General features: G+C 75.4%; 21 protein-coding genes and 1 tRNA gene. 11 read left to right on the forward strand and 11 right to left on the reverse strand.

Annotated elements, in window-relative coordinates; translation table 11 throughout:
* Nucleotides 1–32: 32 nt before the first annotated feature.
* Entirely contained in the window at nt 33–1,226 is a 1,194-nt protein-coding gene (locus LG379_RS13140) for a phosphatase PAP2 family protein (protein WP_225755049.1), read from the forward strand.
* Nucleotides 1,227–1,344: 118 nt separating this feature from the next.
* The gene (gene topA / locus LG379_RS13145; protein ID WP_225755050.1) at nt 1,345–4,134 is read left to right on the forward strand and encodes a type I DNA topoisomerase; all 2,790 of its coding nucleotides are present in this window, start codon (nt 1,345–1,347) and stop codon (nt 4,132–4,134) included.
* 100 nt (nt 4,135–4,234) lie between these two features.
* On the opposite strand, the gene LG379_RS13150 is transcribed toward topA, so the two are convergent.
* Complete coding sequence (locus tag LG379_RS13150; protein ID WP_370634521.1) at nt 4,235–4,573, reverse strand: CDGSH iron-sulfur domain-containing protein; 339 nt, start codon at nt 4,571–4,573, stop codon at nt 4,235–4,237.
* A 210-nt stretch (nt 4,574–4,783) separates the two neighbouring features.
* Here LG379_RS13150 and LG379_RS13155 point away from each other — a divergent pair, with 210 nt between their 5' ends.
* Nucleotides 4,784–5,806 (forward strand): iron-containing redox enzyme family protein, encoded by a 1,023-nt coding sequence (locus tag LG379_RS13155; RefSeq protein ID WP_225755051.1) that lies wholly within the window; start codon nt 4,784–4,786, stop codon nt 5,804–5,806.
* A 25-nt stretch (nt 5,807–5,831) separates the two neighbouring features.
* Here the strand turns inward: LG379_RS13155 and LG379_RS13160 are convergent, their stop codons facing one another.
* A complete protein-coding gene (locus tag LG379_RS13160; RefSeq protein ID WP_225755052.1) occupies nt 5,832–6,809 on the reverse strand; it encodes a PfkB family carbohydrate kinase in 978 nt (325 codons plus the stop codon).
* 67 nt (nt 6,810–6,876) lie between these two features.
* Between LG379_RS13160 and LG379_RS13165 the strand changes: the two genes are divergently transcribed.
* From LG379_RS13165 to LG379_RS13190, 6 genes are all read left to right on the forward strand, one after another.
* A complete protein-coding gene (locus LG379_RS13165) occupies nt 6,877–7,884 on the forward strand; it encodes a Gfo/Idh/MocA family protein (protein ID WP_225755053.1) in 1,008 nt (335 codons plus the stop codon).
* Between the two features lie 39 nt (nt 7,885–7,923).
* Complete coding sequence (tmk, locus tag LG379_RS13170) at nt 7,924–8,634, forward strand: dTMP kinase (protein WP_225755054.1); 711 nt, start codon at nt 7,924–7,926, stop codon at nt 8,632–8,634.
* Nucleotides 8,631–9,767, forward strand: coding sequence for a DNA polymerase III subunit delta' (locus LG379_RS13175; RefSeq protein ID WP_225755055.1), 1,137 nt, complete (start codon nt 8,631–8,633; stop codon nt 9,765–9,767). The genes tmk and LG379_RS13175 overlap by 4 nt, the downstream gene beginning before the upstream one ends.
* 121 nt (nt 9,768–9,888) lie before the next feature.
* On the forward strand, nt 9,889–11,478 hold the full coding sequence (locus LG379_RS13180; RefSeq protein ID WP_225755056.1) for an alpha/beta hydrolase: 1,590 nt from the start codon (nt 9,889–9,891) through the stop codon (nt 11,476–11,478).
* An 83-nt stretch (nt 11,479–11,561) separates the two neighbouring features.
* Complete coding sequence (locus tag LG379_RS13185) at nt 11,562–11,816, forward strand: hypothetical protein (protein WP_225755057.1); 255 nt, start codon at nt 11,562–11,564, stop codon at nt 11,814–11,816.
* Between the two features lie 107 nt (nt 11,817–11,923).
* Nucleotides 11,924–12,946, forward strand: coding sequence for a GNAT family N-acetyltransferase (locus LG379_RS13190; protein ID WP_225755058.1), 1,023 nt, complete (start codon nt 11,924–11,926; stop codon nt 12,944–12,946).
* On the opposite strand, the gene LG379_RS13195 is transcribed toward LG379_RS13190, so the two are convergent.
* The 9 genes from LG379_RS13195 to LG379_RS13240 all read right to left on the reverse strand — a co-directional run bounded on the left by LG379_RS13195 (nt 12,933) and on the right by LG379_RS13240 (nt 20,833).
* Nucleotides 12,933–13,700: an ATP-binding cassette domain-containing protein gene (locus tag LG379_RS13195; RefSeq protein ID WP_225755059.1), complete on the reverse strand. Its 768-nt coding sequence runs from the start codon at nt 13,698–13,700 to the stop codon at nt 12,933–12,935. The two genes, LG379_RS13190 and LG379_RS13195, sit on opposite strands and share 14 nt — an antisense overlap.
* A gap of 63 nt (nt 13,701–13,763) precedes the next feature.
* Nucleotides 13,764–14,576 (reverse strand): heliorhodopsin HeR, encoded by an 813-nt coding sequence (heR, locus tag LG379_RS13200; protein WP_225755060.1) that lies wholly within the window; start codon nt 14,574–14,576, stop codon nt 13,764–13,766.
* A 162-nt stretch (nt 14,577–14,738) separates the two neighbouring features.
* A tRNA-Thr gene (locus tag LG379_RS13205) sits at nt 14,739–14,811 on the reverse strand.
* A 108-nt stretch (nt 14,812–14,919) separates the two neighbouring features.
* A complete protein-coding gene (locus tag LG379_RS13210; RefSeq protein ID WP_225755061.1) occupies nt 14,920–15,576 on the reverse strand; it encodes an alpha/beta fold hydrolase in 657 nt (218 codons plus the stop codon).
* Nucleotides 15,577–15,684: 108 nt separating this feature from the next.
* Entirely contained in the window at nt 15,685–16,767 is a 1,083-nt protein-coding gene (gene ligD, locus LG379_RS13215) for a non-homologous end-joining DNA ligase (protein ID WP_225755062.1), read from the reverse strand.
* Nucleotides 16,768–16,807: 40 nt separating this feature from the next.
* The gene (locus tag LG379_RS17015; protein WP_304522472.1) at nt 16,808–19,846 is read right to left on the reverse strand and encodes a helix-turn-helix transcriptional regulator; all 3,039 of its coding nucleotides are present in this window, start codon (nt 19,844–19,846) and stop codon (nt 16,808–16,810) included.
* Nucleotides 19,843–20,115 (reverse strand): hypothetical protein, encoded by a 273-nt coding sequence (locus LG379_RS13230; RefSeq protein ID WP_225755063.1) that lies wholly within the window; start codon nt 20,113–20,115, stop codon nt 19,843–19,845. Before LG379_RS13230 ends, LG379_RS17015 begins: the two co-directional genes overlap by 4 nt.
* Before the next feature lie 102 nt (nt 20,116–20,217).
* Nucleotides 20,218–20,511, reverse strand: coding sequence for a DUF2277 domain-containing protein (locus LG379_RS13235; protein ID WP_225755064.1), 294 nt, complete (start codon nt 20,509–20,511; stop codon nt 20,218–20,220).
* Nucleotides 20,512–20,560: 49 nt separating this feature from the next.
* Nucleotides 20,561–20,833: a L,D-transpeptidase gene (locus tag LG379_RS13240; RefSeq protein WP_225755065.1), complete on the reverse strand. Its 273-nt coding sequence runs from the start codon at nt 20,831–20,833 to the stop codon at nt 20,561–20,563.
* A 439-nt stretch (nt 20,834–21,272) separates the two neighbouring features.
* Between LG379_RS13240 and LG379_RS13245 the strand changes: the two genes are divergently transcribed.
* Both LG379_RS13245 and LG379_RS13250 read left to right on the forward strand, forming a co-directional pair.
* The gene (locus LG379_RS13245) at nt 21,273–21,560 is read left to right on the forward strand and encodes a hypothetical protein (protein ID WP_225755066.1); all 288 of its coding nucleotides are present in this window, start codon (nt 21,273–21,275) and stop codon (nt 21,558–21,560) included.
* Between the two features lie 173 nt (nt 21,561–21,733).
* Nucleotides 21,734–22,249, forward strand: coding sequence for an ATP-binding protein (locus LG379_RS13250; protein WP_225755067.1), 516 nt, complete (start codon nt 21,734–21,736; stop codon nt 22,247–22,249).
* Nucleotides 22,250–22,459: the final 210 nt, after the last annotated feature.

Here is a 22,459-nt window from a genome sequence, read left to right on the forward strand (position 1 = left end):
CCCGTGTCCGTGCGATCGCCTAGCGTGGGAACGTGCCGCCCACCCCCGACCCGCCGCACGCGCCCCGACCCGAACGGCGCGTGCCGGCGGCCCCTGCGTCGGGCCCCATGCCGGGCCAGGCGCCGACCGCTGCACGCACCGCGGCGCGGGTCCCCGGACCGGCCGGTCCGCCCAGCATCCCGCCGGCCCACGCGCGGACCGCCGGCCCGTCGGCGCACGGCAGCGGCATGCGCGGTCCGCGTCCGGTGGACCGTGAGGACGGCGCTCCCGCCACGGGAGCCGGTGGCACGGGTGCCGGCTCGGTCCGCCCCGGACGACGCGCGCCCGCGGTGGCGATGGCGGTCGTCTGCGCGGCCGCCGTGGTCGCGGTGTGGTGGGCGTTCGTCACCACGCGCACCGGTCAGCTCCTCGAGCAGGCGGCGTTCCAGGGCTCGGAGCTCGGCGCCTCCCGGCTGTGGCTCGTCGCGGAGCCGGTCCTGGACGTCATCTCGTTGCCGTTCGTCGGGCTGGTGCTCGTGTCGGCGATGCTGCTGGCCGCCGTGCGGCGCCGTGTGCTCCTCGCGGTCCAGGTCGCCGTGCTCATGGCGGGCGCGAACCTGTCGACCCAGGTCCTCAAGCACGCGGTGCTGGACCGGCCGGACCTGGACGTGGGGGACCGGCTCGCGAACGCCCTGCCGAGCGGTCACACCACGGCGGCGGCGTCCGTGTCCGTCGCCCTGCTGTTCGTGCTGCCGCCGCGGTTCCGGCCGGTGGCCGCCGTCGTCGGCGTCCTCTACACCGGTGCCACCGGCATGTCGACGATGGTCGGGCAGTGGCACCGGCCGAGCGACGTCGTCGCCGCGGTCCTCGTCGTCGGCGCCTGGGCCGGTGTCGCCGCCGCGCTCGGGGTGCGGGCCCGTCCGCGGTCCCCGCGCTGGGGACGCGGGCGCTGGGGCGTGGGCGCGGCCGCCGGCCTGCTCCTGGTCGCCGGGGTGGTGGCGGGGACGGGGGCCCTCCTGGCGCTGCAGCGCAGCCTGAGCCACCTGGGCGAGGGTCAGCAGCTGGCGTCGCGGGCTGACCTCATCACGGCCTACGGGGGCGGTGCGCTGGGCGTCGTCACGGTGACGTGCGTCGTCGTCGGCCTGGTCCTGGCGGTGCTCGACGCGGCCGAGCCGCGGCGCGTCGCCACGTCCCGTGGGCCCACCGCGACGTCCACGGCGGGGGCGGGCCCACCCGACCGATCTTGACGTGAGGACGTAGAGTGCGCGGCGACGGGCCCGATCCGTCCCCCGGCGGTAGTACCGTCGGCACCCCGCACCGGGAGCAGGTACCCGGGTGGGCCGCACCGCAGGAAGCAGGTCGTCCATGCCCACAGGTCGCAAGCTGGTGATCGTCGAGTCGCCCGCCAAGGCGCGCACCATCGCGGGCTACCTCGGTGACTCGTACACCGTCGAGGCCTCCGTCGGTCACATCCGCGACCTGCCTCAGCCGTCCGAGCTCCCCGCGGACATGAAGAAGGGCCCGTTCGGCAAGTTCGCCGTCGACGTGGACCACGGCTTCGAGCCCTACTACGTCGTCGACCCGGACAAGAAGAAGAAGGTCGCGGAGCTCAAGCGCGCCCTCAAGGAGTCCGACGAGCTCTACCTCGCCACCGACGAGGACCGCGAGGGCGAGGCCATCGCCTGGCACCTGCTCCAGGAGCTCAAGCCGAAGGTCCCCGTCAAGCGCATGGTGTTCCACGAGATCACCCGCGAGGCGATCACGAGGGCGCTCGAGAACACCCGGGAGCTGGACGAGCGCCTCGTCGACGCCCAGGAGACGCGGCGCATCCTCGACCGCCTCTACGGGTACGAGGTGTCGCCGGTCCTGTGGCGCAAGGTGCGGCAGGGGCTCTCCGCCGGCCGGGTGCAGTCGGTCGCGACACGGATGGTCGTCGAGCGTGAGCGCGAGCGGATGGCGTTCCGCGCCGCCGACTACTGGGACGTCCGGGGCGAGTTCCACGTCCAGGCCCCGGCCGACGACGCCGCCCGCGGCGCCTTCGCGGCGCGGCTCGTCACGGTGGACGGGGCGCGCGTCGCCGTCGGCCGCGACTTCGACGACCGCGGCACGCTGACCACGAAGGGTGCGGTCCACCTCGACGAGGACGCCGCGCGCACGCTCGTGAGCGGGCTGGCCGAGGCGTCGTTCGCGGTGCGCTCGGTGGAGACGAAGCCGTACTCCCGCAAGCCCGCGATGCCGTTCACGACGTCGACCCTGCAGCAGGAGGCGTCGCGAAAGCTGCGGATGAGCTCCCGGCAGACGATGCGCACCGCTCAGTCGCTGTACGAGAACGGCTACATCACGTACATGCGGACCGACTCGCCGTCGCTGAGCCTCCAGGCGACGGACGCCGCGCGACGCCAGGCCGCCGAGCTGTACGGCCCCGAGTACGTGCCCGACGCCCCGCGGCTCTACGCGACGAAGAACAAGGGCGCCCAGGAGGCCCATGAAGCCATCCGTCCGGCAGGGGACTCGTTCCGCACGCCGGCGCAGGTCGCGCGGGAGCTGTCCGGCGACCAGTTCAAGCTGTACGAGCTCATCTGGAAGCGCACCGTCGCCTCGCAGATGGCCGACGCCAAGGGGTCGACCGCGTCCATCCGCCTCGGTGCGCGGGCGACCGACGGACGGGACGCCGAGTTCTCGGCGTCCGGCACCGTCATCACCTTCCGGGGCTTCCTCGCGGCGTACGAGGAGGGCCGGGACACCGACCGCTACGGCGACGGCGCGGCGGACGGCGCCGGTGCCACGGGCGCCGAGGACGCCGGTGAGGGCGAGGCCAAGGCCGGCCGCAAGGCCGAGACCCGCCTGCCGCGCATGGAGACCGGGGACGCGCTCGCCACGGACGCGCTCGAGGCGGAGGGCCACCGCACGAGCCCGCCGCCCCGCTACACCGAGGCGAGCCTCATCCGGGCGCTCGAGGAGCGGGGGATCGGCCGGCCGTCCACCTACGCGGCGACCATCTCGGTCATCATGGACCGCGGCTACGTGCTGGGGCGGGGCCAGGCGCTCGTGCCGAGCTGGCTCGCGTTCGCCGTGATCCGGCTCCTGGAGGAGCACTTCGACCGGCTCGTCGACTACGACTTCACCGCAGCCATGGAGAACGACCTCGACCAGATCGCCGCGGGCAGCAAGGACCGTGTCGCCTGGCTGACCGAGTTCTACTTCGGTGACGCGGCCCAGGGCGAGACCGGCGAGGGCCTGCGGCGGCTCGTCGAGGACCTCGGGGACATCGACGCCCGTGACATCAACTCGGTGCCGATCGGCGAGGGCATCACCCTGCGGGTGGGCCGGTACGGCCCGTACCTCGAGGGCCCGCCCGGTGAGGGCGAGACGGAGGGCCGGCGGGCGTCCGTGCCGGACGACCTCGCGCCGGACGAGCTGACCGTCGAGAAGGCCAAGGACCTGCTGGAGAACCAGGCCGACGGCGACCTGGTCCTGGGCGAGGACCCGTCGACGGGCACGACGATCGTCGCGCGCAACGGCCGGTACGGCCCCTACGTCACCGAGCTCCTCCCCGAGCCGGAGCTCGACCCGACCCTGTCGGCGGCGGCGAGGAAGAAGGCGCTGGCGGCCGCGCCCAAACCGCGGACGGCGTCGTTGTTCAGCTCCATGCAGCTGCAGACGATCACCCTCGAGGATGCGCTGCGGCTCCTGTCGCTGCCGCGCGTCGTCGGCACGGACCCCGAGAGCGGCGAGCCGATCACGGCGCAGAACGGGCGGTACGGGCCCTATCTCAAGAAGGGCACCGACTCCCGCACGCTGCCCACCGAGGACGCGCTGTTCGAGGTGACGCTCGAGGAGGCGCTGGCCATCTACGCCCAGCCCAAGCGCGGGCGCGGCGCGACGGCCGCGGCACCGCTGCGCGAGCTGGGCGAGGACCCCGTGTCCGCCAAGCCCGTCGTCGTCAAGGACGGTCGCTTCGGCCCGTACGTCACGGACGGGGAGACGAACGCGACGCTCCGCAAGGAGGACGCGGTCGAGACCGTCACGCTCGAGCGTGCGGCCGAGCTCCTCGCCGAGAAGCGGGCCCGCGGCCCGGTCAAGCGGGGTCGGACGACCAAGCGCGCCACGACGACGAAGAAGCCGGCGACGAGCCGGGCGTCGACCAAGAAGTAGGACACCGCCTGCCGCCCGACGACGGAGACGGCCGTCGCCCTCGCCGCAGCCACCGTCCTCGCTGCCTGCGGCGGGCACCGCCCGTCGGGCGGCGTCCGGCTCACGCCGAGCGGAGGCCCCGCGCGGCGGTGCGCTCCGGGGCGGCGGGCGGGTTGGTGCCGTCCGTGCTCTGCGGCTCGTCGTCCGTGCGGAAGCCGATGACCTTGTGGCTGCCGTCGCAGTACGGCTTGATCGCGGACGCGCCGCAGCGGCACAGCGCCACCGTCCGACGGCGGCGTGGGGCGGGCGCACCGTCCGCGAGGAGGACCTCGACGTCCCCGCGCACGAGCAGCGGCCCGTTCGGGCACGCGGTGATGCTGGCCCAGGGCGCGGCGGCGTCCCTGGTGCGCTCGGGACCGCGGGGGTCCCGGTCGGTCGGCGGCTCACGGTCGGTGCTCACCCGCCCAGTCAACCGGGGGTCCGCGGGGACCGCCCGTCGAGCCGTGGCGGCCAGGTGGCGTCGGCCGCCGCCACCTGAGGGCCCGCGGAGGCACTCCGGATGCGGTCCCACGGACCCGGTGCGAGCCTGACGGCGGCCCGCCGTGCACGTGCGGCGGCTGGTCGCGGCCTGACGAGCCGCCGGCCGGACGACCCCGTCGAGGAGGACCAGATGCGCCGCCCCACCCCCCGAGGACCGCTCAGCACCGCCCTGCTGGAGGCGCTCCGCCAGGAGCCGGGACCGGTGCCGCGTCTGGTGGAGGAGGCCGAGCGCGCCGTCGGTCGCACGCACGACGTCGTGGCGGACGACGACATCCAGCTCTCCCTCCTCGTGATGTACGAGCTGCACTACCGCGGCGTGGACGGCGTCGACGACGGCTGGGAGTGGCAGCCCGACGTGATCCGCGCCCGCGGGGTCCTCGAGGTCGCCTTCGAGGCGGCGATCCGCGAGCGCGTGCCGGTCGAGCCGACCGACGCGCGCACCGCGGAGGAGGTCGCGCAGGAGCTCTTCCGCATCACCTCCGAGGACGACGGTCCGAGCGTCTCGCGGTACCTGGCGCGCAGGGCGACGGACGAGCAGCTGCACGAGTTCCTCGTCCACCGGTCGATCTACCACCTCAAGGAGGCGGACCCGCACAGCTGGGCCCTCCCGCGGCTCACCGGGCGGGCGAAGTCCGCGCTCGTGGAGATCCAGTCGGACGAGTACGGCGGCGGACGGCCGGGCCACATCCACTCCGAGCTCTTCGCCGCGACGCTGCGCGCGATGGGCCTCGACGACGCCGACGGCGCCTACGTCGACGTGGTCCCCGGCGCGACGCTGGCCGGCACGACGATGATGAGCATGTTCGGGCTGCACCGGCGCCTGCGCGGCGCGATCGTCGGCCACCTCGCGGCGTTCGAGATGACCTCGTCGGTGCCGTGCGGGCAGTACGCCCAGGGTTTCCGCCGCCTCGGCCACGGCGACGACGCCGCGTTCTACTTCGACGAGCACGTGGAGGCCGACGCGGTCCACGAGCAGATCGCGGGACGTGACCTCGCCGGCGGCCTCGTCGAGTCGGAGCCGCACGTGCTGGCCGACGTGCTGTGGGGCGCCCGTGCGTACCTCGTCGTCGACGGCGCGGCCGGGGCTGCGATGCTCGCGGCGTGGGAGCGCGGGGAGTCCTCCCTGCGCCACCCGGTCCGCCTCGCCGCCTGACGTCCTCCGGCACCGCGGCCGGGGGTCAGCGCGGCAGGGCAGCGCGGTAGCGGTCCACCGCCTGCCGGTCCGCGGTCCACCCGCGGGCACCGGCGGCGGCGCAGGAGGCCGACGCGACGTCGACCGCGAACCGCAGCGCGTCGATGGTCACACCGCCGGCGTCAGCGGCGTCGTCCGCGCTCGGAGCAGACCCGGTGGGGCCCCGGTCGGCGGCCGCGCACGCCAGCCACGCCACGGCCGCGCCGTGGAGCACGTCGCCCGCCCCGAGGGTGTCGACGACGTCGACGAGGGGCACCGGCACGGCGTCCGTCCGGCCGGCGTGGCGCACGGTGACGGCGTCGGGACCGTGCGACTGCGCCACCGCCCGCGGGCCGAGGGCGCGCACGGCGTCGAGGAGGTCGCCGCGGTCGTGGTCGTCGGGCAGCCGGAAGTCCGCCGAGAGCACCGCCACGTCCACGTGCTCCAGCAGCCGCTCGAGCCCCGGCTTCCACGAGCCCCCGTCGAGCAGCACGACGACGCCGCGTGCACACGCGGCACGCGCGACGGGGACGGCGAGGTCCAGGTGGTGCCCGTCGACGAGCACGGCTGTGACGCCGTCGAGCGCGGCGTGCACCGCCTCGGGCCCCCCCGCTGCCGGGCCGCCGCGCGACGGTCGCGTGGCGTTGACCGACGCGACCGCGCGCTGGCCCGTGGCCGCGGTGACCAGCACGGTCGACACGGCGGGGGCGTCGTCGGGCGCGGCGTGGTCGACCAGCTCGACCCCGAGCCGGAGGAGCTCCTCGGTGACGAGGCGTCCCGCCGGCGCCCCGCCCACCCGCGTCAGCAGGCGCACGGGGACGCCCAGGGCGGTGGACGTGGTGGCCGCGTTCGCCGCCGGGCCGCCCACCTCCACCGCCAGGTCGCGGGCCACCACCTTCTCGTCCGGACCGGGCACGCGGTCCACGGTCTGGCGCACGTCGAGCGTGGTGAGGCCGCAGGCGAGGACGAGCGGTGAGGAGGGCACGCGAGCAGCGTAGGTCGCCGTGCGGAGGGCCTGCCGCGGTCCGCCGCGGACAGGTACGTTCAGCCGCATGACATATCCCGAGGACCCCCGCACCGCACCGCCGATCCGTTGGGGGATCCTGGCCCCGGGGGGGATCGCGCACACCTTCGCGCAGGCCGTGCTGGGCCACACGCGGTCGACCGTCGCGGCCGTCGGGTCCCGCAGCCTGGCCCGCGCCGAGCAGTTCGCCGCCGCCTACGACGCCCCGGCCGCGTACGGCAGCTACGAGGAGCTCGTGGCGGACGACACGGTCGACGCCGTCTACGTCGCCTCGCCGCACTCCGAGCACCGGGACCACGCGCTGCTGGCGATCGGTGCCGGCAAGCACGTGCTCGTGGAGAAGGCGTTCGCCCGCAACGAGGCAGAGGGCCGTGAGGTGCTCGACGCCGCCCGGTCCGCCGGCGTGTTCTGCATGGAGGCGATGTGGACGCGCTTCCTGCCGCACGTCGTCGCGCTGCGCTCGGTCCTGGAGCGGGGGGAGGTCGGCGACGTCGTCGCGCTCCTGGCCGACCACGGGCAGGCGTTCGGCCACCTGCCGCACACGCACCGCCTGCACAACCCCGACCTCGCCGGCGGTGCGCTGCTCGACCTCGGCGTGTACCCGGTGTCGTTCGCCCACGACGTGCTCGGCCGCCCCGACCGCGTCCACGCGACGGGTTCCCTCACGCCCACGGGCGTCGACGGTCAGATCAGCATGGCTCTCGGGTTCGGCGACCGCGTGCAGGCCTCGCTGCACACGACGCTCTGGTCGCGCACCGCGACGACGGCGGTCGTGGGCGGCACCGACGGACGGGTCGAGCTGGCGAGCGACTTCTACCGCCCGACGACGTTCCGCGTCGTCCGCAGCGACGGGTCGCAGTGGGAGTTCGAGCGCCCCGTCGACGGCGGCTTCCAGTACCAGGCGGCCGAGGTGGCCCGCTGCATCACCGACGGCGCGACGCAGAGCCAGGTGATGAGCTGGTCCGACACGCTCGACGTCCTGCGGACGATGGACGAGGTGCGCCGTCAGGTCGGGGTGACGTACCCGGGGGAGTGAGCCGACGGCCGCGTCGGTGGTCCGCACTACCCTGACGCCGTGACGACCCCACCACCCGAGCCGCCCCCCGCCGCGCCGACGGCGACCGGGCACCCGGGCCTGTTCGTGTCCTTCGAGGGCGGGGACGGCGTGGGCAAGTCGACCCAGCTGGAGCTGCTCGCCGCGTGGTTGCGCGAGGCCGGGCACGAGGTGGTGACGACCCGAGAGCCCGGGGGCACGCCCCTCGGCCGCCAGCTGCGCGACGCGGTGCTGCACGGTGACCACATGGGGGCGCGGGCCGAGGCGCTGCTGTACGCCGCGGACCGGGCGCACCACGTCGAGACCGTCGTGCGCCCCGCCCTCCGGCGCGGCGCCGTCGTCCTCACCGACCGGTACCTCGACTCCTCCGTGGCGTACCAGGGCGACGGGCGGCTGCTCGGGGCGCGCGAGGTCGAGCAGCTGTCCCTGTGGGCCACCGAGGGGCTGCTCCCGGACCTCACCGTGCTCCTCGACCTCGACCCCGCGGTCGGCCTGACCAGGCTCACCGGTGCGCCGGACCGCCTGGAGAGCGCGGGGTCCGACTTCCACGAGCGGACCCGGCGCGCCTTCCTCGCGCGGGCGACGACGCCGCGGTGGCTCGTCGTCGACGCGGGCCGGGCGGTGGAGGCGATCCAGCGGGACGTGCGCGCACGGGTGTCGCGGCTGCTCCGGGCGGACGGTGCTGCTCCCGGAGCCGGAGCCGGTGCCGTCGGGGGCGGGGGGCGCGCGTGAGCGTCTGGGACGACGTCGTCGGGCAGGAGCGGGCGGTGTCCGTGCTGCGCCGGGCGTCGGAGGACCCCGGTGCGATGACGCACGCGTGGCTCATCACCGGTCCGCCCGGGTCGGGCCGCTCGAACGCCGCGCGGGCGTTCGCGGCGGCGCTGCAGTGCCACGCCGGGGGCTGCGGGCACTGCCAGGACTGCACGACGACGCTCGCCGGCACCCACGCGGACGTGACTGTCGTGGCGACGGAGAAGGTCACGTTCACGATCGACGAGGTCCGGCGGCTCGTCGGGCTGGCCCAGCGCTCCCCGGCCGGCGGTCGGTGGCGCGTCATCGTCCTCGAGGACGCCGACCGCATGACCGAGCGCACGTCCAACGTGCTGCTCAAGGCCATCGAGGAGCCCCCGCCCCGCACGGTCTGGCTCCTCTGCGCGCCGAGCCCCGAGGACGTCGTCGTCACCATCCGCTCCCGGTCCCGCCGGGTGTCCCTCCGGGTGCCGCCCGTCGAGGCGGTGGCGGCGTTGCTCGTCGAGCGTGACGGTGCCGCGCCGGAGGTGGCGGACGCCGCCGCGCGTGCGGCGCAGAGCCACATCGGCCTGGCCCGGCGCCTCGCACGGGACCCGGAGGCGCGTGAGCGGCGCGACCGGACCCTCACGCTCGCCGCCACGATCCGCGGGGTCGGGGACGCGGTGATGACGGCCGCGGAGCTCGTCGACGTCGCGACGGCCGAGGCGAAGGCGGCGACGGCGGACCGGGACGCCGCCGAGCGCACGGCCCTGCTGCGCAGCCTCGGCGCCGAGGACGCCCAGACGCTGCCGCCCGCGCTGCGCGCGCAGGTGCGGCAGCTGGAGGAGGACCAGAAGCGGCGCGCCACCCGCGCCCAGCGGGACGTCCTGGACCGTGCCCTGGTGGACCTGCTGTCCCTGTACCGCGACGTGCTCGTCCGGCAGCTCGGTGCCCAGGTCGACCCGGTCAACGTCGCCCACACCGAGGCGGTCGAGCGCCTCGCCCGCGAGGGCAGCCCCGAGCAGACCGTGCGCCGCATGGACGCGATCGGCGAGGCGCGGACCCGCATCGAGGGCAACGTGGCGCCGCTGCTGGCGATGGAGGCGATGGCGGTGGCGCTGCGGCCCCAGGGCTGAGGCGGTGCGCAGCGATGCTGGGCCGTCGACGCCGCAGCGCCGCCGGGCCGCCCAGGCCGCCGGGCCGCCGGGCCGCCGGGCCGCCCAGGATGGTGTCAGCCCGAACGGTTACCGTGACCTCGTGCCTGCGTCCTCCGCTCCCGTCGCGCCCGCCCGCGCGCGCCTCCTCGTGACGCGCGCGGTGGGCGCCGCCACCGCCGTGGTCCTCGCGCTGGGCGCGTGCGTGGCCCCCAAGGAGCAGAGCTCGCCGCAGGACGCGGCGCCGCAGCCGACCAGCGACGCGACCGCCGGCCCGGAGGCGGTCACCGGCGGCGTCGAGGCGTTCTACGAGCAGGAGGTCGGCTGGAGCGCCTGCGGTGCGTTCGAGTGCGCCACGGTGCAGGCGCCGCTGGACTGGGACGACCCGGACGCCGGATCCGTCGACCTCGCGCTGCGCCGGGCACCGGCCACGGGTGGCGACGGCGAGCGGCTCGGGTCGCTGCTCGTCAATCCCGGCGGACCCGGCGGCTCCGGCGTGCAGTTCGTCGAGTACGCCCAGGACTCGTTCAGCCCTCGCGTGCTCGAGGCGTACGACCTCGTGGGGTTCGACCCACGCGGCGTGGGCAGCTCCAGCGCCGTGTCGTGCGGGGACCCCGCCACCGTGGACCGCTACCTCACCGGTGACATCCCGGTGGAGGACGCCGCAGGGCTCGAGGCGGCACGGGACGCCGCGCGCGCGTTCGGGGAGGCCTGCGCCGAGGCCACCGGCCCGCTCCTGGGCCACGTCGACACCGTCAGCGCCGCGAAGGACCTGGACCTCCTCCGCGGCGTCCTCGGTGACGACCGGCTGCACTACGTGGGCTTCTCCTACGGCACCCTCCTGGGCGCCACGTACGCGGAGCTCTTTCCGGAGCGCGTCGGCCGGCTCGTGCTCGACGGGGCGCTGGACCCGTCGAGCAGCACGGAGGAGCTCGTGGTCGGCCAGGCGGTCGGCTTCGAGGAGGCGCTGCGCGCCTACGTCGAGTACTGCCAGGGTGGCGCCGCATGCCCGCTGGAGGGCGACGTCGACGACGGGATGCAGCAGATCGCCGACCTCATGGAGACGATCGAGGACCGGCCCCTGCGCGCCGGCGACGGACAGGAGCTCAACTCGACGATGGCGTTCTACGGGCTGGTCGTCACGCTGTACGACGACCAGTCGTGGACATACCTCACCCTCGCGCTCGAGGAGGCGCTGACGCAGAGCAGCGGCGCCATCTTCCTCGAGCTCGCGAACCTCTACCTGGAGCGGACGCCGGACGGGACCTACGGGTCGAACCAGATGGTCGCGTTCACCGCGATCAACTGCCTCGACTACCCCTCCGAGGAGCTCTCCTACGACGAGCTCGACCAGCTGGCCCAGGTCGTGGAGGAGCAGGCGCCGACGTTCGGCCGGGACTTCGTCATGTCCGCCGGGTGCGAGACCTGGCCGGTCGAGAGCGTCCGGGAGCCGGCCACGGTGACCGCCGCGGGAGCCGCGCCGATCCTCGTCGTCGGCACGACCGGGGACCCGGCGACGCCCTACGAGTGGAGCGTGGCCCTCGCCGAGCAGCTCGCCTCCGGCGTGCTGCTGACGTGGGAGGGCGAGGGGCACACGGCGTACGGGCGCGCGGGCCAGTGCATCACCGACGCCGTGGACGCCTATCTCCTCGAGGGTGCGACGCCGGCCGAGGGCACCGTCTGCAGCGGTTGAGCGCGCAGGGACGTTCGGTCCTCGTCGGGCGGGGGCGGTCGGTGCAGCGTGGTGATGAAGGTCCTTCGGAGATCGGAGTCGCCATGAGCGCCACGCGCAACCCTCGCCAGCACCGGCGGTGGTCCGACCTCAGCGGCCGGCAGAGAGCCTCGGTCGTCGCCGGGGGAACCGCCCAGCTCGCGCTGGCCGCTGCGGCGTGGGTCGACCTCGCCTGGCGGCCGGGGTACCAGGTACGCGGCCGCAAGCCCGTGTGGGCAGCGGTCATCGCGATCAGCTGGGTGGGACCGGTCCTGTACTTCCTGCGGGGGATCTCCCACCACGCCGAGCCGATCCCGTGAGCGGTCGCCGGTCCCGCGGCCGGTGAGGGTGGGACCCGCCGAACCGGGTGCCGCCGCCCCGTGGACCGTGCCTGGCCGTCACGGCGCGCATGCGGGATGCTGGGTGGATGCGTTCTTTGCCTCTCGATGACCTGACGCTGCCCGAGGGCTGGTCGGTGCGCGCACCCGGCCCGCCTGACGTCGACGACCTGCACCGGGTCGCCGCCGCGCACGACGTCGCGGCGGCCGGGGTCTCGACGACCTCCCGAGCCTCCGTCGCGGCCCACGTCGTCGGTGACGGCTCGAGCGCCCGGATCCACGCCGTCGTCACGGAGCCGACGGGTCGGGTCGTCGGCTGGGCCTCGGTGCACGACCGCGCTGCCGGGCGGGTCATCGTCGGTGTGTCCGTCGACCCGGGGCTCGACCACGCAGTGGCGGACGTCGTCGGCGCGGCGCTGTACGCCTGGGCCGAGGGGGAGGGCTGCCGGCTCGCGGCGGAACGGGGCCTGAGCAGCACCCAGCTGGACGCCGGCGCCTTCGCCGGCGACGCGCGTCAGCACCGGTGGCTCGCCGCGGCCGGGTACGAGCGCGTCCGGACGTGGTGGCAGATGGCGCGGGCGGTCCTGCCGGCCGAGGGGGAGCCGGGCGCGTTCCCGGACCCGCAGCAGGGCGTCGTCGTCCGGCAGGTCGTCGGCGACGACGGCGAACCGTCCGGCGCGGACCTCCGGGCCGTGCACGACGTGCTCGAGACCGCGTTCACCGACCACTTCAACTACCACGAGGAGTCCTTCGACGAGTTCGTGGAGCGGCAGCAGCAGGAGGTCGGGCACGCCTGGGACCACTGGTGGCTGGTCGAGGTCGAGGACGGCGAGCCGGTCGGCGCGCTCATCGGCGAGCGGTCCGCCGGCGGTGCCGGTCCCGACAGCACGTACGTCGCCTACCTGGGCGTCACCCAGGCCGCCCGCGGCCGCGGGGTCGCGACGTCGCTGCTGCGTGCCGTCATCGCCGACGCGGCGTCGCGTGGCCGCGACCGCGTGACCCTCGAGGTGGACGCCGACTCGCCCACCGGCGCGGAGCGGCTCTACGCCTCGATGGGTTTCGAGCAGCGCTACTCCACGGAGTCCTGGCACCGCGACGTCACCTGCCCCTGAGAGGGCCTCCGCGGTACGCACCAGGAGGAAGCGCCGCGGGTCGGTTGCCGGTGCCCGCTGGGCGCTCTGTCGCGGCCTCCTCCAGGCTGTCGTCCGTCCGGACCGTCGCCGCCACCAGGGCGACGTAGGCGGACGTGTAGAAGTCGACGGCGCCGACGCCCTCCCACACGGACGGGTCCGCAGGCTGGCCGCCGAAGACCCCGTTGAGCACGTACAGGATGACCACGGGCAGGACGAGGACGAAGAGGACGGTCATCGGGTCCCGGGCGAACAGCCTCAGCTCGGTGGCGGTCACCGCGGCCAGCGCTCTCACGTGTCCGGACCCTGCTGCCCGGGCGGGACCTCGGGAGCCCCGGCCGTGAGGCAGGTAGGCGTCCTCGAGGGTCCGGACCTCCCCGCGCAGGTCGACCGGCTCGAGGCCGCGTGAGACCCACGGGCGGCTGCCGGCCCGGATGGTCGAGCAGAGGCGCAGCGCTTCACCCACCCGGAGGCGGTCGGGCAGGGCGGAGTCCTGCAGCTGGCTCCCGACGGCGCGGCGTACGGCGGCCGGGTCGGCCCGGGCGTCGAGACCGAGCACCTCGAGCGTGCCGTCGTCGGCGTGCCGCAGGCCCTGGAGGCACTCGACCGTCGTCGTCCTGCCCGACCCGTTCGGGCCGAGGAGGCCGAAGATCTCACCGTCGAAGGACACGTCCGCGACTGCGACCGTCGAGCCGTAGCGCTTCTGCAGGTGCTGCACCGAGACCGCGGTCCCCACGCGCCCACCTTCCTCCGGGTCCCTGCCCGAGGCAAGGGTCCCGGACACGGCCTCGCCGACGCCTCAGGTGGGGATGAGCGTGTTGGCGAAGATCTGCCACGCCAGCAGCGACTTCGCCACGAGGCTGGCGGTGATGTACGCGCGCTCGCCGACGAGGTAGTCCGCGAACCGGCCGACGCGCCGGTACTGCAGCCACTGGATGAGGGCGAACACGTTGAAGAACAGGAAGATCGAGATGACGATGCCGTAGACGAAGCCCGGCGGCTCCGCCCCGCTCGTGGAGCCCGGGGCCACGACGTAGACGAGGATCGCGAGCCACGGCACGACGCCGGCAATGCAGCCGAACCAGAAGGGCAGCAGCCCGCCGTCCCCGGGGGTGTGGTACTTCTCCTGCAGCCAGCCGAACAGGATCATCGACGCGTTCGCCCCGGCGAGCCCCAGCAGGGCCGCGACGTCGGTGATCCCGGTGACCTGGGCGATGAGGACGATCATCAGGGTGCTGGACAGGGAGTACTCGACCCAGCGGAAGACGTTGCGGCTCTGCGCGAGCCCGGCGGTGTACCGGGGGAAGGACCACGGCGAGGCGACGATCGCGTGGAACAGCGCGGAGAGGGCGAAGAAGGCCGCGACCGCGGGCCCGAGCGGCAGGTCGAGCAGCACCACCTGCTCACCGCCGGGCGTCCCCGGGGGACCGTCGAGGTACGTCCCGGTGACCGGAAGGGCGAAGTCGTTCGAGAGCACGACGACGGCCGCGGCCTGGGCGGCGTGCGCGACGGCAGCGAGGACGTTGTAGCGGCGCAGCGACCGGAACCGCGGGACGAGGTCCGTCCCGCCGGCGCCGGGCGCGCCGGTGGGCGGGTCGACGGTCCTGGCCATGGCTGCTCCTGCTCTCGCCCGCCGTGCCACGTCCGTGGCGCGTCCTGCCGGCAGGTTATCGGCCGCCGCCGGTGCCCGACGGTGACACGGGACGCGCAGCTCGCCGAGGCGTACGACAGAGGCCCCGCGCCGGCGACTGCCGGTGCGGGGCCTCTGCGTGGGAGCCGCCTAAGGGAATCGAACCCTTGACCTTCTCATTACGAGTGAGACGCTCTGCCGACTGAGCTAAGGCGGCGGGACTGCGGGTGGTGCTGGCGCCGGCCACGTCCCCGCGGCGAGCGCGCCCTACTGTACCCACGCTCGCGTCGGGCACCAAAGCGGGGCACCGGCGATCGTCAGGACGTCAGGCGGCGCCGTGGAGCGCCGTCGGCCGCAGGGCGTGCAGCGCCTCCGCCAGCACCCGGTTGAACGCTGCGGGGGCGCAGAGGTTGACGTCGTGACCCACCCCCGGGACCACCGTGAGCGTCGAGCCGGGGTGCGCCGCGAGGAACCGGCGCTCGTCCAAGCGCAGGAGGTCCCGGGCGCCGTTGACGAACCAGACCGGCACGAGGAGGCGCCGCAGGTCGGCGAGGGACGAGTGGCCGTGGACCGACGTGAGCATGTCCGTGACGACGTGCCAGGACGTCGTGGACGGTCGGAACGTGCGCACCAGCTGCGCCGCGACGCGTCGGTAGAGGCTGAGCGGCTTGCCCCGCGGCTCCGTGGTGCAGCCCGCGAGCACGAGGCCGGCGAGCTTCGGCTGGTGCAGTGCGGCGTAGGCGAGGGACATGTATCCGCCGAGGGACATCCCCACCAGCAGCGGCGGCATCGCGCAGGTCTCCACGGCCTCGTCGATGGCACGGTGCGCAGCCGCGAGGCTGAAACGCTCGTGGGCGCGCGTGCCGTGGCCCGGCAGGTCGACGGTCACCACCGGGTGGCCCGCGCGCTCCATCGCGGCCACCTGCTCGGTCCAGATGGCCGAGGAGGTCCGCACGCCGTGCACGAAGACGACGGGTCGCATGCACCCTCTTCACTGTCGGCCCCTGCACGGTCCCGTCCGGGACCCACGCCTCGACGGTAACCCCGGCGGGCGGACTTCTCTTCCCGAGGCGCTCAGCGGGCGGACGGCTCAGGCCCCGGCGTCGTCCTTCGGCCGGTCCCGGTCCTTGGACGGCTGCACCCGCTTCGGCTCGCCCGGCATCTTCGGGTACTCCGGCGGGTAGGGCAGGTCGCCGGCCCCGTGCTCGGCCTCGTCCCGGTCGGCCAGCTCCAGGAGCGGCTCGAGCGAGAAGCGTGGCCCCGCGCCGGCCACGAGGGGGGCGTACAGGTCACCGACCTGCGCGAAGCGCGCCGGGACCGTCGTCACGTCGAAGTCGTCCGGCTCGACGTCGGGCAGCTCCTCCCACGTCACCGGCGTGGACACCGTCGCGCGGGGGTTCGCACGGATCGAGTACGCCGACGCGATGGTCCGGTCGCGGGCCATCTGGTTGTAGTCGACGAAGATCTTCTGCCCGCGCTCCTCCTTCCACCACTTGATGGTGACCTCGTCCGGCAGCCGGCGCTCCAGCTCCCGGCCCAGGGCGATCGTCGCCCGCCGCGCCTGCGTGAAGGACCACCGCGGCTCGATCGGCACGAAGACGTGCACGCCGCGCCCGCCGGACGTCTTGGGCCAGCCCTCCATGCCCATCTCGTGGAGGATCTCCCGCACGTGGGGCGCGACCCGCGCCGCGTCGGCGAAGTCGGTGCCCGGCTGCGGGTCGAGGTCGATGCGCAGCTGGTCCGGGGCCTCGACGTCCTCCCGCGTGACCGGCCAGGGGTGGAACGTGATGGTCCCGAGGTTCGCGGCCCACGCGACGACGGCGAGCTCGGTGGGGCAGACCTCGTCGGCCGTCCGCCCGCTGGGGAAGGCGATGCGCGCCGTCTCGACGTACCCGGGAGCGCCCTGCGGGACCCGCTTCTGGTAGAACGCGTCGCCGTGGCTGTCGGACCGGGTCGCCATGACGGCGCCCTCGAACACCCCGCGCGGCCAGCGCTCGAGCGTCGTGGGCCGGTCGCGGAGCGCCCCGAGGACCCCGTCGGCCACGGCCACGAAGAACTCCACGACGTCCAGCTTCGTCAGGCCGCGCGCGGGGAAGTACGGGCGCTCGGGGTTGCTGACCCGGACGGTCCGTCCGTCGACCTCGAGCTCCACCGCCGGCGTCGTCGCTGCCATGGGGTGCACGCTAGGGCCGGGCGATCACGGACGCGAGCCTTCAGGCGTCGGCGAGCAGCCCCCGCCGGTGCGCGACCGCGACCGCCTCGGCCCGTCCGGACACCGCGAGCTTCGCCAGCACGTTGGAGACGTGGACGCTGACGGTCTTGGTGCTGATGAAGAGCGCCTCGCCGATCTGCCGGTTGCTCAGCCCGCGCGCGACGAGGTGGAGGACCTCGGCCTCGCGCACGGTGAGCACCTCCCCGCCCACCCGCGAGCCCGGCAGGTCCAGGCGCCCACGCCGGCCCGACGCCTCGACCGCCGCCACGAGCGGCCGGGCGCCCATCCCGCGGGCGACGTCCAGGGCGGCGCCGGCCTGGTCACGCGCCTCGTCCCGCCGCCCGGCGGCGAGGAGCGCCTCGGCCCAGCGGAAGCGCGACCGCGCCTCCTCGTACCGGTGCCCGTAGGCGAACGCCGCGGTGGCCGCCGCCCACAGCTCGGGGTCCCCCGCTCCGCCCGCGCCGCGGAGCCGGCTGTGCTCCGCATGCGCCCGGGCGACCCATGCGCGCCCCTCGGGCCCGAGCCGGCCGCCTCGGGGACGACCCCGCTCCGCCGTCGCCACCGCGCGGGCGAGCAGCTCGTCGCCCTGGGCCCGGAGGCGCCCGACGTCGACGGGTGGCGGCGTCCGCCCGGCCTCGGGACCGCGGTGGGCACGGCCGTCGTGGGCGGCATCGGCGACGACGTCGGCCAGGGCAGCCAGGGCGAGCGCCGCCAGCCAGATGCCGCCCAGGAACCAGTCGTCCCACTGACGGCTCAGGTGGTCCAGGAGCCGCACGGCCCGCGCGACGGCCTGGCTGGGGTCGCCCGCGAGCGTCAGGGCGTCGACCTCGCAGCCACCGGCGACGAGCGCGACCTGGCCGTCCGTCGCCCACGTCGGCTCCAGCGCCCGGGCGCGCTCCACGACGTCGTCGTCGCCGCGGGCGGTCGCGGCGTACAGGCCGACGGCGGTCAGCACGGCTGCGGCGCCGGGCGGGGCCCCCTCGGGGGCCGCGGGCGGGGCGCCGAGGTCCCCGGTCGTGAACCGCACGACGTGGTCCAGGACCTGCAGCTGCTGGGCGAAGACGTCCCAGGTGAGGCCGGCTCGACGGGCCCGGTCGAGCGCCTGGTCGACCTCGCGCCGGGCGTCGGCCAGCCGTCCCGCGTAGAAGTGCGTCGCGGCGAGGTTGTACCCGCAGCGCAGCTCCGTGACGAGGTCGCCCGCGGCCGACGCGCGGTCGCGGGCGGCGGCGAGCAGCTCCGCGGCGTGCTCGTCGTCGTCGACCAGCAGGACGGCGAGCGTGGCGAGCGCATCGGCCTCCAGGCCCGTGTGACCCCCGGACCGGGCGATCGCGACGGCCCGGTCCGCGCTCGTCCGCGCCACGGCGTCACGCTCGAGCGCGAGGGCGCACCGCGCGTGCACCGCGTGCACCCACGCGCTGACGCGCGACGCCGACGGGCCGATCGCGCTCTCGTCCCCGCCTGCCGTGTCACCAGGCCCGTCGGGGTCGCCGGCGGCGAGGACCTCGGCGAGCGCCTCCTCCGCGGCCGTCCACGCGTCCTGGCCCCGGTCGAGCGTCAGCAGGTGGCGGGCCACGTGCGCGCGCAGGGACGCGCGCTCCGGACCGGGGCTCGCGAGGTCCACGGCGCGGCTCGCCAGCGCGAGCGCGCGGTCGTGCAGGCCCGAGCGGGCGGCGGCGCCGGCGGCCCGGGAGAGGACCTCCACCACGGTGGTCGACGGGTGGTCGAAGCCTGCGGTCGCCTCCCACAGCTCGAGCGCGGCCTCGAGGTGCCGCAGCTCCTCCTGGGGCGCGAGGAGCCGTGCGGCGTCGTCGGCGGCCCGCAGCGACGCGGCGAGCGCTGTCGGGAGGTCGTGCGCGGCGCGCGCGTGGTGGGCGAGCTGCGCCGCGGAGCCCAGGGCGTCGTCGTCCGCCAGGGCGTCGCGGTAGGCGCGGTGGACGGCGACCGTCTCACCGGGCAGCAGGTCCGCGGCGACGACCTCGGCGAGCAGGGCGTGGCGGAACGCCAGCCGGTCGCCCTCCGGGGCGAGCACGTGCGCGGCGACCGCCTCCCGGACCGCGCCGTCGAGGGCCGCGTCCGACGGCGTCGCCCCGCCGCTGCCGCCGCCCGGACCGCCCTGGCCCCCGGCGCCCGACCACCGTCGCCAGACGGCCCGCAGCAGGGGCTCGGCGACGGTCCGCCCGGACACCGCGACGAGCCGCGCGACGTCGACCACGACCGGGTCGAGCGCGTCGAGCCTGGCCCGCAGCACGTCGCCGAGCGACCACGGCACGGCGTCGCCGTCGGACTCCAGCAGCTCCTGCGCGAAGTACGCGTTGCCCTCCGACCGCTCGAGGACCGTGCGGAGCCGCGGCTCCGGGACCTCGTGACCCGCGACGGCGACGGCGAACGCCGCGAGCTCGTCGGCGGTGAAGGGACGGAGCTCCAGGTGGTCCACGCTGGGGTGGCGGGCGAGCTCCGCGACGACGGGGCGCAGCGGGTGGCGACGGTGCAGGTCGTCGGTCCGGTACGTGCCGACCACGACGACGTGCTCCGTGCGCAGCCGCGCGACGAGGTAGCGCAGCACGTCGCGGCTGGAGGAGTCGGCCCAGTGCAGGTCCTCCAGAACGAGCACGAGCGGCGCGCCCGCCCGGCCGCTCGCCGCGAGCACGGCCGCGAGGCCGTCGAAGAGCTGCAGGCGCGCCCCCTCGTCGTCGCGCGCCACCGGGTCCGGCGGTCCGCCCGAGGGCGGCACCAGGCGTGCGAGCGCGGGCCGCTCCTGCAGGAGCCGGTCGACCGCGGCCCCGCGGGCGCGCAGCCGACCGAGCGCCTCGGCGAAGGGGAGGTAGGGCACGCCGACGTCGCCGAGGTCCACGCAGGCGGCCGTGACGACCGAGGCGCCGCGGTCCGTGGCGAGGTCCGCGAGGTGCGCGACGAGGCGCGTCTTGCCGACGCCCGCGTCGCCGCCCAGCAGGACGGTCGACGGGTGGCCGGCGGCCGCCGCGTCGACCGCCGCGAGGAGGCGGCCCACCTCGGCGGACCGCGCCACGAACGGTGTCGTCATCGGCACACGACGGAGTGTCCCAGCGGGAGGTCCCGCGGCGGAAGGGCCGCCGCGGCGGCGACGTCCGCCACGGTGCGACGCGTGCGGGCGCGTCCCGCGCCGCTGGGTCGCGTGGCCGCACGGGTGCGGCGCACGGCGTCGGCCAGTCGGCCGAGGGATCCCGCGACGTCCGGGAGGACGAGCGGGCGCGCCGCGTCACGCAGGACCTCGCGGCGGTAGGCGTGCTCGGCCGCGAGGACGCGGCGGTCGGGGAGGGTCGAGGCGTTCACGGTGTGCTCCTGGGGGTCGGTTCTGCTGCTCCGACCCTCACGGTGCGCGTGAGGCCCCCGGCCGGGGATCGGCCGATCTCCCGATCTTCCGCCCCGGCGACCTCAGACGACGGTCTGAGGTACCTCAGACCGTCCGTACCGCTCGGCGGCCCGCGCCCGCCGGCGCGCCTCCTCGACCTGACGGTCCTTCGGCGGCGCCTGGGTGACGAGGTCGGCGAGCAGGTGCGCCGTGACGTGCGCGACCTCCTCCACGGCGCGGTCGAACACCTCCTGGTTGGCGCGCGACGGCTTGGTCATCCCGCTGACCTTGCGCACGTACTGCAGGGCGGCGGCGTGGACCTCGTCGTCCGTCGTCGACGGCGCCATGTTGTGCAGCGTCCTGATGTTCCGGCACACGGTGACCTCCGTGGGGCCTGCGGCGGGACGGTGTCACGTCCCCGGACGTCTAGGAGATCACGACCGGCGTGCCGAGCGGGAGCAGCTCGGTCAGGGCGGTGATGTCGGCGGAGGCCATCAGGATGCAGCAGTGGCTCCCGCCGAACTCGTTGAGGACTTCGGAGTACGTGAACAGCCCGTACGCGAAGCGCCCGTAGCGGGGTTGGTCGGCGTGACCCGCCGCCACCGGGAAGGTGCGGGTCTCGACACCCTCGCGCAGCAGCGTCAGCTCGTTCGACGTGGTGGAGATCTCCAGCCGGTACGGCACGGCGGCGAGCTCCACGGCGTCGGCGGGAACCCACCCCCGTGGTCCCGTTGGGGCGGACGGGGAAGCTGGACCTCGACCCAGCCGTCCTGCTCCTGGAGCACGAGGAACGTCAGGGGAGCGCCGTTGACGTCGGGGTGCGCGAAGGTCTCGACCGGTGCGCCGTCGGACGCGTCCAGCGGTGACCTCGGCGGCCACGGCGATGGCGGTGAGGGCGGGCTCCCAGCCGGACTCGCTCGCCTCGGGCCGGTCCGCGCCCGCGTCGGCGGAGGTGGCGCCCGGCTCCGCCGCGGCGTCGACCGTGGCGCTCATGGTCGGTGCGTCGACCGTCGGCGCCGACGAGCAGCCGCCCGCGACGAGGACGGTCGTGATCGCGAGCCGGTGTAGGTCGCCCAGCCCTCGACGGCGGTCGCCGTGGGGGCCCGCGCGCGCCGTTCGCGAGTGGTAGAACCGTCCCGTGAGCACCTCGGAGCGGGACGGCGGCCGGCGCGTCCCCGAGCCGGTCAGCGCGGCGCTGCGGGACGCGAAGGAGCGGGCCCGCGCGACGCACTACACCGTCGGCACGCTGCGATCGGACCCGGACGGCACCCTGTGGCTCGAGTGCTCGTGCGGGACCGTCCTGCGCAACGGGCCGACGTGGAGCCTGGACGAGCACGTCCGGCTGCACCGTGCGGAGGCCAAGTACCTCGAGCTGTCCGCGGCCGCGCCGCCCGGGATCCCGCGACTCATCGACCCGGGCCGCTGACCCGGCACCGGCCTCGCCGGCAGCACGTCCGGATCTCCGGGGCGGGGGGCCCGTCGAGGTGCGAGACTGGCAGAGCGCGGAGCGCCGGGAGGCGCCTCGCGGCGGCACTTGGCAGGGTGGTGGTCGGCGGGCGCACCCGCGCCCGGCGATGTCTCGCATGTTCTGGAGGGCAGATGACCGGCGACCGTGCACGACGCACGTCGTCCGGTCGTACCCTCCGGCTCGTCGCGTCGGACGGGGAGACCACGGCGACGGCGCCCGAGCGCGAGGACGCGGACGTCGTCGGCGTGCCGCCCGACGTGGACGTCGACAGCATCCTCCTGCCCGGGGAGCGGCAGTCCGTCGCGATCGGGCGCCAATGGGTCGTGCGCACCGCGGCGACGCGCGGCGCGGTCGGGATGACGAACCAGGTGCTGGAGCTGCTGTCCAGCGAGCTGCTCGCCAACGCCGTGCTGCACGGCCCGTCCGAGACCGGGATCGGGCTGCAGGTCGTCGTGACGGAAGAGGTCGCGCGCGTGTCGGTGAGCGACGGCGCCGAGTCGAGCCCCGTCGTCATGCGCACGGACCCGGCCGCGTTGAGCGGTCGCGGGATGGCGATCGTCGAGGCGATGTCCTCCCGCTGGGGCGTGGAGATCCACGAGGATGGTGGCAAGACCGTCTGGTTCGAGCTGGACCTCGACGACTTCTGAGGTGCGGGCGGCGGCTCCCGGGGCGTGACGGGGACGCTGGTCCCAGGTCGTGGCCGCTCCTGCGGCCGATGATGCGAGCATGGCTGCGCGAGCAGGTCGACCCGTGCGGGCGGGGGTCCCCTCGGGTGCGCCGGCCCTGCTCCTCACCCTCCTGCTCGGGCTCGCGCTGCTCCTGGCGCCCGGGGCGGCCGGGCCGGCGGGCGCGGCCCT

Source organism: Actinotalea sp. Marseille-Q4924, from assembly GCF_916618755.1.
Taxonomy (GTDB): Bacteria; Actinomycetota; Actinomycetes; order Actinomycetales; family Cellulomonadaceae; genus Actinotalea.